This is a genomic window from Methanovulcanius yangii (genome assembly GCF_018687785.1).
Classification (GTDB): Archaea; Halobacteriota; Methanomicrobia; order Methanomicrobiales; family Methanomicrobiaceae; genus Methanovulcanius; species Methanovulcanius yangii.
In genome coordinates, this window is sequence record NZ_LTBL01000001.1 from 1,769,545 (window position 1) to 1,786,252 (window position 16,708).

The 16,708-nt window shown below is 58.9% G+C and carries 17 protein-coding genes; 7 read left to right on the plus strand and 10 right to left on the minus strand.

Features of this window, described 5'->3' with window-relative positions:
- The first annotated feature begins 243 nt into the window (after positions 1-243).
- Positions 244-414, plus strand: a complete 171-nt coding sequence (locus AZH53_RS08895) for a hypothetical protein (protein WP_319643162.1) — start codon at positions 244-246, stop codon at positions 412-414.
- A 64-nt stretch (positions 415-478) separates the two neighbouring features.
- On the opposite strand, the gene AZH53_RS08900 is transcribed toward AZH53_RS08895, so the two are convergent.
- The gene (locus AZH53_RS08900) at positions 479-1,618 is read right to left on the minus strand and encodes an iron ABC transporter substrate-binding protein (protein WP_319643163.1); all 1,140 of its coding nucleotides are present in this window, start codon (positions 1,616-1,618) and stop codon (positions 479-481) included.
- A 227-nt stretch (positions 1,619-1,845) separates the two neighbouring features.
- Here AZH53_RS08900 and AZH53_RS08905 point away from each other — a divergent pair, with 227 nt between their 5' ends.
- Positions 1,846-2,634, plus strand: coding sequence for a hypothetical protein (locus AZH53_RS08905; protein ID WP_319643164.1), 789 nt, complete (start codon positions 1,846-1,848; stop codon positions 2,632-2,634).
- Positions 2,635-2,710: 76 nt separating this feature from the next.
- Here the strand turns inward: AZH53_RS08905 and AZH53_RS08910 are convergent, their stop codons facing one another.
- Positions 2,711-3,127, minus strand: a complete 417-nt coding sequence (locus AZH53_RS08910) for a hypothetical protein (RefSeq protein ID WP_319643165.1) — start codon at positions 3,125-3,127, stop codon at positions 2,711-2,713.
- 193 nt (positions 3,128-3,320) lie between these two features.
- On the opposite strand from AZH53_RS08910, the gene AZH53_RS08915 reads away from it, so the two are divergent.
- Complete coding sequence (locus AZH53_RS08915) at positions 3,321-3,803, plus strand: peptidylprolyl isomerase (RefSeq protein WP_319643166.1); 483 nt, start codon at positions 3,321-3,323, stop codon at positions 3,801-3,803.
- Between the two features lie 128 nt (positions 3,804-3,931).
- Here AZH53_RS08915 and AZH53_RS08920 read toward each other — a convergent pair whose 3' ends face one another.
- From AZH53_RS08920 to cbiM, 5 genes are all read right to left on the minus strand, one after another.
- Complete coding sequence (locus AZH53_RS08920) at positions 3,932-4,486, minus strand: hypothetical protein (protein ID WP_319643167.1); 555 nt, start codon at positions 4,484-4,486, stop codon at positions 3,932-3,934.
- 164 nt (positions 4,487-4,650) lie between these two features.
- Positions 4,651-5,469 (minus strand): cobalt ECF transporter T component CbiQ, encoded by an 819-nt coding sequence (gene cbiQ, locus AZH53_RS08925; RefSeq protein WP_319643168.1) that lies wholly within the window; start codon positions 5,467-5,469, stop codon positions 4,651-4,653.
- Positions 5,466-6,299 carry an ATP-binding cassette domain-containing protein gene (locus AZH53_RS08930; protein ID WP_319643169.1) on the minus strand — a complete coding sequence of 278 codons (834 nt, stop codon included), beginning with the start codon at positions 6,297-6,299 and terminating at the stop codon, positions 5,466-5,468. The genes cbiQ and AZH53_RS08930 overlap by 4 nt, the downstream gene beginning before the upstream one ends.
- 125 nt (positions 6,300-6,424) lie before the next feature.
- Positions 6,425-6,763 (minus strand): PDGLE domain-containing protein, encoded by a 339-nt coding sequence (locus AZH53_RS08935; protein ID WP_319643170.1) that lies wholly within the window; start codon positions 6,761-6,763, stop codon positions 6,425-6,427.
- On the minus strand, positions 6,760-7,416 hold the full coding sequence (gene cbiM, locus AZH53_RS08940) for a cobalt transporter CbiM (protein WP_319643171.1): 657 nt from the start codon (positions 7,414-7,416) through the stop codon (positions 6,760-6,762). The genes AZH53_RS08935 and cbiM overlap by 4 nt, the downstream gene beginning before the upstream one ends.
- Positions 7,417-7,656: 240 nt before the next feature.
- Between cbiM and AZH53_RS08945 the strand changes: the two genes are divergently transcribed.
- From AZH53_RS08945 to AZH53_RS08960, 4 genes are all read left to right on the plus strand, one after another.
- Positions 7,657-8,118, plus strand: a complete 462-nt coding sequence (locus AZH53_RS08945; protein ID WP_319643172.1) for a ribonuclease III domain-containing protein — start codon at positions 7,657-7,659, stop codon at positions 8,116-8,118.
- Between the two features lie 416 nt (positions 8,119-8,534).
- Positions 8,535-9,416 (plus strand): hypothetical protein, encoded by an 882-nt coding sequence (locus AZH53_RS08950; RefSeq protein WP_319643173.1) that lies wholly within the window; start codon positions 8,535-8,537, stop codon positions 9,414-9,416.
- 472 nt (positions 9,417-9,888) lie between these two features.
- Entirely contained in the window at positions 9,889-11,472 is a 1,584-nt protein-coding gene (locus AZH53_RS08955) for a YIP1 family protein (protein ID WP_319643174.1), read from the plus strand.
- Entirely contained in the window at positions 11,469-13,664 is a 2,196-nt protein-coding gene (locus AZH53_RS08960) for a PKD domain-containing protein (protein WP_319643175.1), read from the plus strand. Before AZH53_RS08955 ends, AZH53_RS08960 begins: the two co-directional genes overlap by 4 nt.
- An 81-nt stretch (positions 13,665-13,745) precedes the next feature.
- Here the strand turns inward: AZH53_RS08960 and gpmA are convergent, their stop codons facing one another.
- The 3 genes from gpmA to AZH53_RS08975 all read right to left on the minus strand — a co-directional run bounded on the left by gpmA (position 13,746) and on the right by AZH53_RS08975 (position 16,546).
- Entirely contained in the window at positions 13,746-14,498 is a 753-nt protein-coding gene (gene gpmA / locus AZH53_RS08965; protein WP_319643176.1) for a 2,3-diphosphoglycerate-dependent phosphoglycerate mutase, read from the minus strand.
- A 92-nt stretch (positions 14,499-14,590) separates the two neighbouring features.
- Positions 14,591-15,511, minus strand: coding sequence for an AEC family transporter (locus AZH53_RS08970; RefSeq protein WP_319643177.1), 921 nt, complete (start codon positions 15,509-15,511; stop codon positions 14,591-14,593).
- Between the two features lie 135 nt (positions 15,512-15,646).
- On the minus strand, positions 15,647-16,546 hold the full coding sequence (locus AZH53_RS08975) for a hypothetical protein (protein ID WP_319643178.1): 900 nt from the start codon (positions 16,544-16,546) through the stop codon (positions 15,647-15,649).
- Positions 16,547-16,708 lie beyond the last annotated feature (162 nt).

Here is a 16,708-nt window from a genome sequence, read left to right on the forward strand (position 1 = left end):
TGGGCGGGGCTGATATTAACATTTTTCGTATTCGTATTATTTCGGGCATACATCTCTCAGATGGGTAATAAATAATTTTAAAAATATTTTAAAACTTATCAGTAATATGCCGGCATGCCTGATGTATATCCTGCTCACAGGGGCCGCCTGCACGAATGGTGCCAGAATACCACCTTAAAGGGCTGTCCGTTTTTTCCGTCATCGACCAGTGATTTCATACCGGTACACCGCCAATACTTCCGTATGACAACGACATCCGGCCGGTGTGCCATCTGCGGGCGGGAAGGGATCTCATTTGCAAAGGTGACGCACCGGGAACAGGGCGAGATCCTGCTCTGCGCCGTCTGCCTCGTGAAGGCCCTTCAGGAAGGGCACCTTGTTCCTAAGCATGAGAACGGCGGCTGTGGGTGCTGAATATTCCCTCTTCTCAGGGAATCTTCTTCTTTTACTCTGCCGTCTTTGATGGAAAAAGGGGTGATCAGATGGAAAGCCGGGTAAAGCCCTTATCTCCGAACGCTTTGTTCATCTCGTCAAAGACGGGCTCTCCAACAAGGAAGGTATAAATTTCATCAGCCTTCGCCGCCGGATCGACATCGCTGAAGCGGTCGGGGAAGAGGACGGTTCCGATGTAGTAGGCATCGGCAACGATGCTCCCGTGGTTCTGGGTGTACCAGTTGTATGGCAGGACCCCATACACCTCGCCTGCCTGGACGGCCGAAAGGCCCTGATAGGAGGGGTCGTCCCTCAGTTCGGTGACGGCATTCGGATCCGTCTGGAGGGTGGAGAGGTCGACGAAGATGAGCTCGGGATCCCACTCGACGATCTTTTCCTGTGCCACATCCGCATGGTCGGTCCCCAGTTCTCCGGCGACATTGTTCGCATGCACAAAGGCGAATGGCGGGTAGGCGGGTTCGGTGGACTGGAACCCATGCGGGCCCGACTTGGCAATGCCGCCCACATAGGTCGTCGGCTGCTCACTTTCCGGAATATCTTCGGTTCTCGTGTTCAGATCAGCAATCGCCGCATTGAAGAAGGCGATCACCTCTTCCGCCCGCTCTTCCCTGTCCATGACGTGACCCATCAGCCTCAGGGAGGCATACATATCGTCCCGGTAGGTGGAGAGCGACCCATAGGTCAGGGCAATGACGGGAATGCCGGTCTTCTCCGCGAGCTCGTCGGCATCCTCCGGGGAGGTCAGGTATGTCTTGAAGATCACCTGGGGATTTGCCGCGACGATCTTCTCCGGGTCATCGTTGCCGCGGAACTCCCCGATCAGGGGATAGTCCTTGAACTGGGGATTTGCAAGAGCATACGGGCGGGCATCGAAGATGGTGTCCCGCTGTTCGATGTCGTCGACACCGACGATTCTGTCCTGCGCCCGGAGGTATGTCAGGTACCTCAGGCACCCCGCACCGGAACAGACGACCCGCTCCGGGCTCTTCGGGACGGTGACCTCCCGGCCAAGTGCATCCGTCACCGTGATCATCTCCGTCCCTCCTGTCTGATGTTCGGGGCTGGTCTGCACCGATGTGCTGTCATCAACACATCCACAGGCCATTGCACACACGAGGCAGACTGCAACGGCCAGAAAACCGAAAATTACGCGATCTGTTTTCATTTTCAAACACCTCTCGCATAGTGACCATTGTCAGCAATCGTAATAAGTATGATCATATTCGTATGATTTATTACAATATTTAATGCCGTTGTGCAGAATAATTGCTATGATAAATCGATATAATAATACAATATTCGGGAGGCCCCATCCCGGGCATCAGCAGCCTGTCATCATGGCGGCGGGAGGCTATGCCGAATGATTAATATGAAGGGCGGACACCGGAGTGTATGTCTCCGGCGCCTTGTACCGATGCCTCCACGCCCCGATATGACTGCGGTATCGGCGCCGTGGCGCTCATACTTCTTGTCGGGATGGGGCTTGCCGGCATCTACCTCCTCAACGAATCCGGAGGATTTGCGCCGGGGGTCTTTGAGAGTACGTTTTATCTTCGCTATGACGCACCGTCGGTTGCCAACCTGTTCTTTGCAAATTTCGGGTATGAAAACGGCAACCAGCTCCACTTCATCGGAAATTTCCAGGCGTATGTGCTGCTTTCGATGCTGCTGTTAATGGTCTATCTTGCCATTGGTCCGCTCCTGCACGTCCCCGGCCGGTTTTCCCGTTGCCTTCTCTTCTGGTCGCTTGCCGCCATGATGACCGTGGGGGCATTTCTCGTCACCGGCTTTTCCCTCTGGGTCCATGCGGGGGATGTGACGTATGGTGTCGGATTCTCCGGAATCAACCGGGAACTGATGGGATTTTTTATCTTTACTCTCCTCGTCGGAGCGGAGTACCTGATCGGCAGGAGACGGTGGTTCCGGCGGCATCCGCTGCTGTTTACCTGGTGCGCCCTGATTGCCGGGATGGCGGTCTTCCTTGCATGGGTGGATTATTCCATACGGATGGACGTTGCGGATATCGGCGGGGTCAACGCCGCCCACCTTGGCGGGTCGGTTCTGGGATTTATCCTGCCCTCAGTCGTGTTTCTTGTACTCGCAATGAGATTGCGAAGAAAGGGAAACGGAGGAGAGAATCCGGATGGGGCCGGAGCGGAAGGGGGGCCATCCGGGAAATAGTACTGCAGGTTTTCCAGCCTCAAAACGGTCCGGGCAGGGATCCATGGGAAAGGCCCGGGCCATTGTCCGCCGGGATTCAGAACCACTCGATGTGGTAGGTCCCGATCACCGTGCCGGTGCGGGGCATCGTTCCGTTCTTCAGGAGCAGATAGGTCTCGTTGTCGGGGTACAGCGTCACCTCGCCCGTCGCCGTCCTCGCCTCCCCCGGGCCTATCCTGCCGAGCTCGACGATCAGGGACTCCTGTGCCCATCCCGGCGCACCGGCGGGAGTCGTAACCGGCACCGTGACGACCACGCCGGAGGCGGCAATCTCCCCGGTATTGGCGACGATCACCCGGAGGGTGTAGGTGGCGGAATGGTGTGCATCGTTGAAGACGGCATCCGTCGGTTCCGCCTCATATACAAGCTCCGGCGCTCCGGTGAGGAACCCTCCGAAGAAGAGGAGAATGAGCATTGCCGCTGCGATGATGACCGCTATTGCACCCCGTTTCATTGCAGAAGGTATGCATCGCCGCAGGGGAAAAAAGTGCGGTCACGGTTTTTTTGCATATGGTGGCGGCATCGATTCGTACCCCTCCCCGGCAAAGGAACAAGGATAAGGTTTTTTGGGGCGGAATGCAACGGATAACAGAAAAACCGGGGGTCACCACGGCCGCCGGTTCCTTTTCCAAGGAGATGAAGAAACCATGGCACCGAAGGTACGCCTCGAGACGACAGAGGGCGACATCATCATCGAACTCTATGATGACATGCCCGTAACCGCAGGGAATTTCAGAAAACTGGTCGAAGAAGGGTTCTATGACGGCATTATCTTCCACCGGGTCATACGGAATTTTATGATCCAGACCGGCTGCCCCCGGGGTACCGGCACCGGCGGACCGGGATATACGATCAAGGACGAGAAAGTCAAGGGGCACTCGAATGCCCGCGGGACCCTCTCGATGGCAAACACGGGACAGCCGAACACCGGCGGGTCGCAGTTCTTTATCAACCTCGTCAACAACGACTATCTTGACTGGGACAATCCCCAGACCCCCTATGCCCACCCCGTCTTCGGCGAAGTGGTCGAGGGGATGGATGTGGTCGACAAGATCGCCCTTAGGCGAACCGACCGCTCTGACAAACCGGTGGACGAGGTCAGGATCCTGAAGGCAACGATTATCGAATAATTCTTTTTTTTAAAAAATCACGGGGAATGCTTCCGTGATCGTCGCAAAATATTGGGTGGTGGATCCCTTCGAATGGAGATGGGGCCCTCTCGGTCGGCCGCTGGAAGATGAGTGCGGATAAGGGGTTGTTACCGCATTCTGCGCCGGATAGCCGTCCACACTCCTCCAAGAGGCAGTCCCATGAGGATAGCGCCAATCGGGGCGGGAGACTCCGTCGGCTCCAGATCCACTGCCTTGACCGTCTGGCCCGGAGAGGCGGATGGGGACGGGGTAAATGCCGTTCCCACGGGTGAAGCGGTCGGCGTCTCCGGATCGGTTCCGTGGATGACAAGGGTCCGGAGCTGGACGGATGAGGAGCCATAGGGGTAATCGCCGTTCGCCGGTAGCTGGACCTTATAGGTGCCGCTCATCCACCCTGTGGTCGGAAAGGTAACCTCCCAGGAGCCGCCCTCCCGGATGGTCGCGGGCAGGGTGGTGATCTTTTTTGACTGGAAATTCGGGACGTCCCGGAATATCTCCACCTCCACCGTGGCACCGGCGGGGAGATTGCTCTCCCCCTGCACGACGAGGGGGTCGCCCGCATCCAGCTCCGCCGGGACGGTGAAGCTGATGAAATAGGCCGATGCCCCGCCGCAGAGGAGGGGCAAAAAGAGGCATAGACAAAGAATTGTGCGCACGTTCATGGAATCCTCCGGCAGGTGCCCCCCCCGGACACCCGCTCGTACATGATATACTCCCGGTGACCGTGATAAAGGTGCGGTACCTGCATCGATGAACAACCCGGATTTAGGGCCGTGGCGTGCCCATGCGGTTTCTCCGGGGAAATGAAACGAAATATGACTTTCAATCAGAACGGGCCGGTGTAGAGGAGAACCGGCAGCGCCACGAATATCGCAAGCATCGCTGCCGCAATTCCCCACTGGCGGGAGGGGACCGGTTCCTTCGGGAGGGCATCATACGTGCGCTTTCCATAGCCGCGGCACTGCATGCAGATGAAGGTGCGTTCTCCCTGTTCATAGCTACGCAGGAAGAGCGAGCCGATGGCATAGGCAAGGGTGGTGAGGCGGTACCGGTACGGCAGTCTCCGGTCAAAGGCCGCGAAGTGACGCAGGGCAAGCGCTCGGTTGATGTTTGCGTATATATCGGCAAAGACGAAGAGGTAGCGGATCATCATCCCGAGCGAGAGGGCCATCACCGAGGGCAGGCCGAGGCGCCGCCCGCCTTTGAGCAGGTCCTCCATCGGGGTCGTGGAGGAGAGCAGGATGACCCACAGGATGCAGGCGGTAAACTTCATCGCGAGGATGGCGGCAAACTCCACGGACTGGGCATAGATGGTTATTCCCATGGGCAGGGAGAGAAGCGGCGTGAAGGTATCATAGTACGGGTTTTCGAAGAATATCTGGAAGACGATGATGAAGAGCCCGAAGGGGAGTGTCAGCAGGTAGCGCCAGAGAAGGGTCGAGAGCGGGAGGCGGGAGAATCCCCACCAGACGCCGAATATGAGGAGATACCCAACAAAGAGCGGGATGACCATCGTGGAGTAGGGGACCGCGACCATTGCGATGATGGCCGTAAAGGCGATGAGTATCTTTACCCGGGCGTCGAGGCGGTGGATGGGGCTGTCCCGGTGGGCATCCAGCTCGATCGTTGCCAGGTGTTCGATCATACCGTCTTCTCCAGGAGTCCGAGCACCGCCGTCTCCATCGCCTCATAGGAGAGTCCTGCGTCGATATCGTACCCTTCCTCGAGAATCCGGCGGCGCAGACGTGCGAGGATCGGTACATCGAGGCGGGCGTCTCTCAGGAGCTCTTCCTGCATGAAGACCTCTTCCGGTGTCCCCCGGGCAACGACACGTCCGTCATTGAGGACATAGACCGTATCGGCCATCTCGGGAACGAGGTCGACATGATGGGTGGAGAAGATCACTGTCATCCCGTATTTTTCCGGGAGCGTCCTGATGAACCTGCAGAGCTCTGCCACTCCCCGCGGGTCGAGGCCCGACGAGGGTTCGTCGAGGACCAGTACCTGGGGCTCCATTGCGAGAACACCGGCAAGTGCCACCCGTTTCTTCTCCCCTCCGGAGAGCTGGTGCGGGGCACGGTCCGCCAGGTGTTCGATCTCCAGCAGCCTGAGTGTCTCCTCGACCCGGTGGGCAACCGTCTCGGCATCGAGACCAAGGTTGACGGGTCCAAAAGCGATGTCTTCTGCGACCGTCGGGGAAAATATCTGGTCATCGGGATTCTGGAAGACCATCCCGACGGTCCGCCGCACCATCCTGAGATTCTTTTTTGTGACCTCTTCTCCCTGGATGAGCACCTTTCCCGATGTCGGCTGGAGAATCCCGCAGAAGAGGGAGAAGAGCGTGCTCTTCCCTGCACCGTTCGAGCCGAGGACCGCAATCCGTGCATGGCGGGGAATAATGAGGTTTATGTTGTCAAGTGCGGGGATGCCGCCGCGGTAGGTGTAGGAGAGGTCCCGGGTCTCGATGATGTGCATGGATGTGTAACCGAAGATATTCGGGGAGCAGAGAGTATTAAGATTCTGTTATTGTGTATGAACCAGCCGGGAAAAAAAATGAAGTTTTTGTGGTGGTTCCTCTGTGGGTTGTGTGCAGACGGTTCTTAGCTGGTCTTCTTTGATGCAAGCAGCTTGGTTGCCCCGAATCCGAGAACGAACATGACAAGGATGCCGACAAAGACTGCAAGGATTTCTCCGGTTTTGCCGCCCTCCTCACCGGTGGAGTAGTCGGGCAGCGGGGCCTCGTACTCGAAGGTGCCCCCGCCGATGGCTTCGGGATCGCCATCTTCGGGGGAGGGGCCGGTCAGTTCCTTCTCGCCCTGAACATAGAGGGCCGTCGATTCAAGGCCGTCGGGATCGCCCGATGCGAGGAAGACGGCAAGCCCGCCGACAATGATGGCGATGATGAGGCCTGCAATCATGAAGGTCTTGTTGTCAATCATGCGGCTGCACCTCCGCCGGATGGATCCGTTGCCCCCTCTGCCAAAAGGTCGGGGCGCGATGCGACGAGGAAGTAGATGATCGCTGCTGTGATGATGCCCTCGATAATACCGATGGCGGCGTGGTAGGTCCCCATGGCAATGAGTCCGGGCACAAGCGGGAAGGTGCCGGCGAAGGCCATCTCCACCGCTGCGGCAAGGGATGAGATGAAGCATGCACACCATGCGGCGATTCCTGCCGAGAGGTACATGCTGGCCCCGGCGGATTTCAGTGCGGAATAGCCGTAGTAACCGACGAACCCGCCGATGACACCCATATTGAGGATGTTTACCCCCATCGTGGTGAGGCCGCCGTCACCGAAGATGATGCCCTGGATGATGAGCACCAGCGTCAGGATAAAGACGGCCGCATAGGGCGACCCGAGGACGATGGCTGCAAGAGCCCCGCCGACCAGGTGCCCGCTGGTCCCCATCGCCACCGGGAGATTGAATGCCTGGATGGCAAAGATCCCTGCCGCAAGGACGGCGATGAGGGGTATTTTATCTTCAGAGAGCTCGTTTTTCGCCCATCTGAGGGCGAGCGCGATAAAGATGAGTGCGATGATCCAATATATCGCACTCTGCCAGAGTGGAACAAATGCGTCCGGTATATGCATAACACACCTTCTGGTAATACAATATTACAAGTTCGTATTACTAAGTATTGATATATAACAATTTTTAATAAAATGTGTTAATAATGCGCATATGTGTATTAGATCCGCGGGGTGACCATCATTTGTGGTGGGGTGTTGCCGGTGGGGAATCCTGAGGCAGACCTACTCCGCGAGATATAATTTGATGTAGGTCAGACTAACAGGAAGGAAGGATGCCCTGTGGGGGCTGGTGAAGACCTGATGAATGGAGAAACGGAAGTCGACGACAGCAGGCTTGAGAAGGTGATCGGCTACACATTCCGCGATCCTGCCCTTCTCAGGCGTGCCCTGACCCGGCGGGCACGGGCGCAGGAAGACGACAGCCCTGACAGCGAAGGGCACATGGATGCGCTGGCAACGCTCGGGGATGCGGTGATCGACACGGTGGTCCTCGAGTCCCTCTATGCAGCAGGCATCGCTGACAAGGGCGAGATGTCGGTGGCGAAGATGAATATGGTCAATATGTCTTCCCTGCGGGGTTTGGCGGAATCGATCGGGCTTTCTGATTACGTCCTCTGGGGCAAGGGTGAACGGCATCAGCATGTCTGGACGTCCGGCAGGGTGCTCGCCGAATGCATGGAGGCGCTCTGCGGCGCCGTGTATCTCGATGGCGGGATGGATGCAGTAAGAAATGTCCTAAAACGCCTTTTATTTCTCGTTTAGTCCATTATTATTGAAATTTCAGCACCTGCGCCCCTTTTCGTGGGTGAATGCCGTGTTTGTGGGGCGTTGTCCTCCGGGAACTGCATTCTGCATATAAGTCTTCCCCGCCCTCGGGGCCGGCATGAGAAATATTTATATGCTGCCTATTTTTTATGCATTGCATAAATTTATATACTGTTGGGCGTAAAGATGTGTATTGTCGGCTACGATCTGCAAGACTTATGGTACTGTTCAGGGGAGGAATAGTGTCAAATATCGCGTTTTTCGCGATTTTTACACTATTTTTGAGCATTTTTTGCACGGGGGCAACGGCTGCGGCGGTCAGCGAAGGTGATATCGCATCTGCATATCAAAGCGGTAGTCAACAGCTTTCTGCACAATCCATATCCGCAACAACCGGCTCTTCTCTCACCTGTGTGTTCACGTTCCGTGGAACGAGCTATTCATTTGACATACCCTATGACACCGATCTATACACCCGCCTTCAGGCAGAACAGAGGCGCTGGCCTGCGGGTTGTACATGGGAAGACAACGACAGAATAGGGCGCTACTACAACGGGTATGTCCATGACCCTGCCACAGATGCATTCTTTACATCACTCATAACGGGCCTCCATGAGATCAGGGGCCAGGAAGGGCTCTCCGATGACGAGTTCGTTGAACTCTGCACCGCCTTTGTCCAGCAGATACCGTACGATGAGGATGCCGGCATGGTGCCCCGTTCACCGGCGGAAGTCGTCTATGAAAACAGTGGGGACTGCGATGAAAAGAGCCTGCTTCTTATTGGGATCCTGGCCCGCGAGGGGTATGGCACCGCTCTCATCATCTTCCCGGATGAGGCGCATGCAGTCGCAGGTATCCGTGTGAACCGCACCGGGACAGGTGAAGACTGTGCCCTTGCCGGAGAAGACGGAAGCCTGTACTACCCTGTTGAGGCTACAATGCCTGCCTATCTCGGGGAAACCGGCTGCAGAACCCAACCCGTATCATCATATGTCTATGTGACCAGCACGGGGGAGGAATGTTCCCTGGCTGTGAAAGCGGCGGCAGTCGGTGGGTGGAAGAAGGCCGAACAGGACATACTTGCGGCGGAGAAGGGTCGCCTGAACGAGCTGAAGGAGGAAATCCGGGATATCGGCTCATCCGCAGCAGCAGGGTCCTACAATGCACTGGTCTCCGTCTACAACCGCGGTGCGGCAAACTATAATCAGGAATTCCTCATCTACCAGACAATCTGTGGCATGACCGACGACTGCGCAGGTGCGCATGCACTGCTTGTTGCCAACGGTTTCCTCTGAATGGATCTCCGTCGTTTTTCTCGAAAACCTGTTTCCTTGTGTGGATGTATGCAACCGGAGGTGGTGTCTCCTTCTTCTCATATCCGGTCCGGATATGAAGGGGAGAGAGGGCTGCCGTGCCGTTCTCCGGCCCATCGGAGCATCGCCGGGGATTCCGGAATGGGGACCCCCCATGGGGCGTGAAGTCTCAAATATCCCCTGAATGTGAACGGCAGTATTATCCGGGTCAATGCGGATGAGGGGCGGATCATTCGATGAAAAATATTCATGGATATTCAAACCAGAAGCAAAAATGAAAAGAATATTTCCCGTGCCTGAGTGACGACAATGCTTTTGACCGCAAATGGTAAACCTTGTATGGTGATTATCCACGAAGTACCCTGACCTTGCGGACGATGAGAAACTGCTCACCAGTTCGCCGTCCATCAGTGTAAAAGGGCACTTTTTCAACCTTTTCCTGACCAACCGCAGGGTGCTTCTCGTCCTGGTGCAGGAGGATGGTTCAGAACCGGTCGAGGTTGCGCTCTCTGCCATTCACGCCCTCTCCGCAACGTCAACGGGGGACGGCACCCCCTCAATAACTCTCAATGTAACGTCCCCGAACGGAAAACGGGGTGCGATGGTACTCTCGTTCATCGGTGGTGGAGGGATTCCCGCCCGCGATGAGCGAAGCCGAATCCGGCAGGCCATCGGCGATGCCGTGGCGGCGGTACGTGCTGCCCCGTCCGGCGCCGCCATCCCCGACGCGGGCGGACCGGTTGCCGGGCCCCCCGGGTCCGCTGCTCATTCCCGCGTCAAACTCACAGCCGGACACATCCTCGTCAAGAAGAGGGAATATATCGCAGAGCTGACGGCTGACCTCCTTCTTCTGAAGACTCCCGATGAACCCGATGCGCCGCCGCTGACCGTCTCCCGGGACACAATTGTCGGTGGTGCAGCAGAGAATACGCCGGCAGGGGACCCGGTGCTTCGCCTGAATGTCAGGACGACAGAGGGGAGTGTTCGCAGTATGATCCTTGTCTTCTCCGAGTGGTACGGGGGAGGGAGGGGGCCGGAGCGTGACCGGTGGCTTGCAGTGATGACCGGGGGGACGGCCCCTCCGGCCATGCATGAGCAGTCCCGCCCGGCACCGGGGCACGGTCCCACGCCGGAGTCTCTCGGGAAAACGGGCGGGAGAGGAGAGCTCCCGCCCTCAGATCGCGGTGCCTGTACCGGTGGGAGTCCGGAGGCGCCTTCCCCCTCCTTCTGTATGGAATGCGGGGAAGCCCTCCCCGGAACGGTGCGGTTCTGTCCGCACTGCGGTTCATCGCAGAAACCCGGATCGATGGGGCGTATGGTGGCTGGAAGCGGGTATCGCAGTGACCGGGAGGGGCGACATGAACCACCCCGCAGAGGGGCGAAACGGCACAGCCGGGCACCGAAACGCAAGCTCTCCTTCCGGTTCAAAAGCCAGGAAGGAGGCACGATCTCCCGGGTGAGCGTCGTCGAAAAGGTCTTCGGATTTCTTCTCGCCCCCGAGGATGCCTTTTCGCATACCCGGAGTGAAAATGTCTCGGACGGGGTGGTGCATCTCGTCATGATGATGGGCCTCTTTGCCGTTGTCCAGGGGGCCGCGCTCTTTCTTATCGGATCCTCGCTGGATGCCGGTGTGTATCCCGTGACGGCGGGGATTGCTGCCGACACCACCTCCCTTCTCATAACGATGGGAGAGCTTGCCCTTGGGGGCATCATCATCACCATCCTCGAAGCCTTTCTCGTCTTCATCGTCCTTCGTCTGACCGGATACGCGGACGTGCCGGGAGAGACGGTCCGGACCTGCTGCTATGCGGCAACGCCCTTCGGGACGATCGGTCTTCTCCCGATCATCGGTCCCCTTCTCGCCCTCCTCTGGACCATATTTCTCCAGTTCCGGGGCGTACAGACGGTGCACGAGACCCCGGCCGGCATCGCTGCCGCAGCGGTGATCCTGCCGGGCATCATCGCCGCAGGCCTCTTCTGGCTCCTCGTCCTCGGGGGCGGCGGAGATGCGGCCGCGGTAACGGAGGGAACACCATGAACCGGAATATTCTATGCGGATCTCCTGTATTTCGTGCGGTAGCCGTCGCCCTGCTGGCTCTCGGAATGGTCGGGGCGGCTGCTGCGGCCGATCCCCCGGAGGCCAATTTCATCTTTGAGCCACAGAGCCCCTATGTGGGGGAATCCGTCAGCTTCGATGCCTCCGGGTCGACCCCGGCGGCAAACATCAGCCAGTATACATGGAATTTCGGGGACGGCACCACCGGGGTGACGGGGATTACCCCGCCCCATACCTTCCATGAGGCCGGGGAGGTCACCGTCATCCTCGTGGTACGGACGACGGACGAGCAGACCAGTCAGCAGAGCAGAAACATCGTGGTTCGTCCGCTCGACCCGCCGGTGGTCTCCTCGGTGGCACCGAACAACGGCTACCAGGGAGAGCCGAAGGATGTGACGATCACCGGGCAGAACTTCGGCGACTTCGAATCGGCGTGGCTGGAGAAGAGCGGGATACGGATCACCCTGACGAGTGCGGCTGCATCTTCGCCCACAACCGTCACCGGGCACCTGCAGATCCCCGACGATGCCCAGACCGGGGTTTGGACCGTCTATGTCACGACGGCGGCGGGCACCTCCGGGACGGGGGGAGCGTCCTTCTCCGTCCTCGCCGATGATACCCCGCCGTCGGTGACCGCGGTCTTTCCGACGTCCCTCAACCAGGGGGCGACCGGCGCCTCCATCACCGTCAGCGGTGCAAATTTCCGGGACAACGCCCAGGTGCGCCTGACCAAGACCGGGCAGACACCGATCGAAGTCTCCGAGGATACGGTGGACACCGAGGCGGGGCAGATAACGGGAACGATTGACATATCCTCATCAGCCCTTGCGGGTGACTGGAGGGTGGTCGTGGAAAACAGCGACGGGACGGTCAGTGACGAGGTGGTGACGCTTACGATCAACGAGGTCGGCCCGATGACCATCTCCTCGCTCTCACCGTCGAGCGGATACCTGGGACAGACGATCACCTGCTCGATCATGGGGGCGAACCTGAGAAACGGGGTCCCTGTCCTGAAACTGGGCGGGGAGACGATCACGATGAATGTCGCCAACAGCGCCGATGGCCAGCTGAGCGGGACTTTCACCATAAGCGCCAGTGCGACGACCGGCTGGTATGACCTTCGGATTACGAACAGTGCGACGGGTGCGGAGGTCATCGATGAGAGTGCCTTCAATGTCCTGACCGAACCCGATCCCGAGCCCCCCGAAGCGGACTTCACCTTCAGCCCGACGAATCCGGAGGTGGGCGAGGAGGTCTCCTTCACCGACACCTCCGATGGCGACCCGGACGACTGGGAATGGGACTTCGGGGACAACAGCGGGGAGGATGTCCAGAACCCCGATCACACCTATTCGAGCGCCGGGACCTACACGGTCGAGCTGACGGTCTCGAACGATGACGGCGAGGACACGGTGACCCATACCATCACCGTCCTTGAAGAGGGCGCCACCCCCACGCCGACCCCCGGTGACGAGGATGCGCCCGAGGCATCCTTTACGGTCGATCGGACCCGCGGGATGGCTCCCCTTGTGGTCTCCTTCACCGACACCTCCGAGGGCGAGGTCGACGAGTGGTTCTGGGACTTCGGGGACGGGGGCGAGAGCACTCAGGAGAACCCGACGCACACCTACTCGTTCGACGGCGAATGGCTGGCGTCCCTGACGGTCAAAAACAGCGGGGGATCCGATACGGCCACGAAGTGGATCACGGTCGGCGTGGAGGCGCTGGAAGCCTCCTTCACCGCATCGCGGACCAGCGGGACGGCGCCCCTGACGGTCACCTTCTCGGAGGAATCGGCCGGTGACCCCGATTCCTATGAGTGGGACTTCGACAACGGGCAGACGTACCCGGCGCACAATCCCCCCTCGATCACCTACACCTCACCCGGGACCTATGATGTGACGCTCACGGTGACGGAGGGGGAGGATACGGACACGAAGACGGTGCGAATCACCGTCACAAGCCCGACGACGGCTGCGACCGCAACCCCGGCAGCAACGGCGAAGGCGCTTTCCTCCGGGGCAGAGGCGGGCGATGCGGCCGGTGATGGAGACATCGTTTCGAAAGAGTACGGCAAACTCACCGGCCTGTACAATGAATACCTCCGGTATGTTTTCGGTCTTTTCGGGTGGGAACCCCCGGAGACGATCCTGATTGTCCGGGCAGGGAACTGAACATTCCCGCTCTTTTTTGTACCGTTCTGTCCGGAGAAGGATAAAAGAAGAAAGAAGTGCCGGCAGGCCGGCAGACGAGTCCTATTTTTTTGCTTTGCCCTGGTTGGCAACCGCCTGCATCGCAGCGGCGACGGCCGCCTCATCGCCGAGGTAGTAGTGGCAAAGCGGGCGGAGATTCTCATCGAGCTCGTAGACGAGCGGGATGCCGGTGGGGATGTTCACGCCCGTGATCTCGTCATCGGGGATGCCGTCGAGGTGCTTGACGAGCGAGCGAAGCGAGTTGCCGTGGGCGACGATGAGGACCTGTTTTCCCGAGAGGATCTGCGGGACGATCTCCTCCTCCCAGTAGGGAAGGGTCCGTGCGACGTTGTCCTTCAGGCACTCGCCGCGGGGGAGTTCCTCTTCCGGGACGTCAGCATACCGGTCGTCGTCATAGACGGGGTTGTCCGGATCGCCCGGTGCAAATTCCGGCGGCCGGGTGTCGAAGCTCCGCCGCCAGATGTGGACCTGTTCGTCGCCGTACTTCGCAGCGGTTTCCGCCTTGTTGAGGCCGGTCAGGGCGCCGTAATGGCGTTCGTTGAGGCGCCAGCTCCTGTGCACCGGTATCCACATCCGGTCCAGTTCATCGAGGACCGTCCAGAGGGTCCGGATCGCCCGCTTCAGGTAGGATGTATAGGCGACATCGAAGGAAAATCCCTGCTCCGCAAGCACCCGGCCGGCGGTTTGTGCCTCCTCCCGTCCCTTCTCGGAGAGATCAACATCCTTCCATCCGGTAAACCGGTTCTCCTTATTCCATTCGCTTTCACCGTGGCGTATCAGTACGAGGCGGTACATCGTCACATCTCCTGCTCTATCTGTTGTGAGTGGAGGACGATAAAGGGTAATGAACAGTAAGGTGGGGAGGGGGAATGCCCGCCCTGCGCTCATCAGACAAGAAGCGTTGTTATCAGTGGAATGGTAAGGATGCAGAGCACGGTCGTCAGGAAGACCCCCCGGGAAGCGAGCCCGGTATCGACACGGTACTCCTCTGCGAGCATCACGGTATTGGCGGCGACGGGCATCGCCGCGAGGAGGACTGCGACGCCGAGGATGAGGGGGTCGGTGATGAAGAGCCGCAGGATGAGGTAGAGGCTGACCGGGATGATGAGGAGACGAAATGACGCGACGGTCCAGACCGCACGGTCCGTGAGCAGCCGTTCTGCCGGCAGGGTGGCAAGAAACGCGCCGACGATGATCATCGCGAGGGGAGATGTCACCGAACCGAGGAGATCGAGGGCGTCGGCGAAGGGGCCGGGAATCCGGGCCCCGGTGAGAAAGAGGCCGAGCCCGACCCCCGAGGCGAGGATGCCCGGGTTGAGAAAGAGCTTCCTGTCGAGGTACTTCCCCATGTCCGGGCGCAACAGGATGACGCCCACCGAGAAGACGAGCAGGCTGAAGGTCATATTGAATATCGAGACGTAGAATAGCGATTCAGGGCCGAAGACCGCGGCCGAGACAGGAAATCCCATGAACCCGAGATTGGAGAAGATCATCATGAACCGGATGACCCCTGTCTCAAGGTCCGATGTGGTACCGGACAGCCGAGGGACGAGAAATGCGGCAGCAAAGGAGACGCCGTAAAAGGCGACGAGGACGAGGAGCAGGGGCACCAGCTGCGAGCGCATCGCATCGGTGACGGGCACCTGCATGGACTGGAGAATAAGGGCGGGAAGGGTGACGTTGACCACGAACGAGGTGATCCCGTGGATGGCGTCACGGGTGAAGATCCCGGCTCTCATGCAGAGAAATCCTGCCGCTATGAGAATGAAAAGAATGGCGATGCTGTAGGCGACGGCAAAAAATCCCATGGTATGCTTCAGCGTATCTGTTGTTTCTGAGGATGCTTGAGGATTATGTCTCTTTGGACCGACGGGGGGATTGTTCGCAGCTGGCCGCGGAAAGAGGGTCTGAAGACGGATGAAATGGGAAAAATTAGGGGGATATTACCGCCTCAGCAGACGGCCGGCGAGTGCAAGGCCCGCCATGGCACCGATCACAGCAAAGCCGGGAACGGCGGTGGGGGTCGGTTCAGGGGTCTCGGGCAGCTGTGTCGGTGCGGGTGTCGGTTCGGCGGTCGGTTCTTCGGTTGCGGGCAGTTGTGTCGGAACGGGCGTCGGCGCGGTCGTCGGTACCGCCTGCGCCTTCGGGTAGGTGTCGACGGTAAAGGCGGAGACCGGCTGCGGCCCCACCATCATGTCGGCGGGCCCGGTCCCGGCACAGGCGGAGACGTCCGCCTCACCGGCGAGGTACCGGATCCTCATGTTGGTCTGGTATCCCTCGGGGGCCTGATAGTCCCAGAGTTCTCCCGGCTGCATGGTACGGGTCGCAAGGACTGCTGTTTCGGTCATTTTGCCCGGTTCGTACTTGTACTGGGAGACCGACACAAGGGCTTCGGTTCCGGTACAGACGGTCCCCGAGCAGTTGCTGCAGTCGGGGGTGATCTCATAGCCCACCCGGACGAAATTCATCATCGGTGCCGGCATCGCATCCGGGTCGCCCACCATCCAGGAGAGCGGTTTTTCCGTGGACTGGATGTTCTGGACCCTGCCGATGGCAATCCATTCGGTGCCGCCCATCAGGGTGGCGACCACCTCGTCCCCCTGTGCGATGTTGTCGTAGGCCACGGTGTAGGGCTCGGTCGCCGAGAGGATCACCGGGTCGGCCGGGGCATACTGCTCCCCGTTCCACTTGCCGATGACCTTGATATTGATCAGTTCATTTGCCGGGTCGACCTTCGTCACCTTCCCCAGATAGGTCTCTTCAAGGAGCACACCTGCTGCAGGTACGGCGAGAAGGACCAAAAGGCCCAGCACACAGAGTGTTGTAAATCCGATTCGTTGCATTCGTGTTCACCTCCGGTATCGGCCGGCCGGACAGGATGAACCGGAATTCTTCTTCCCCGGCAGGGGCCGGATGGACTCTCTATGGGGTATTTCTATATATGCATTTCTTGCACCGGGAATTGAATCGGAATCATAACGGTCCGGAGGAGTGGCCACGGGGAA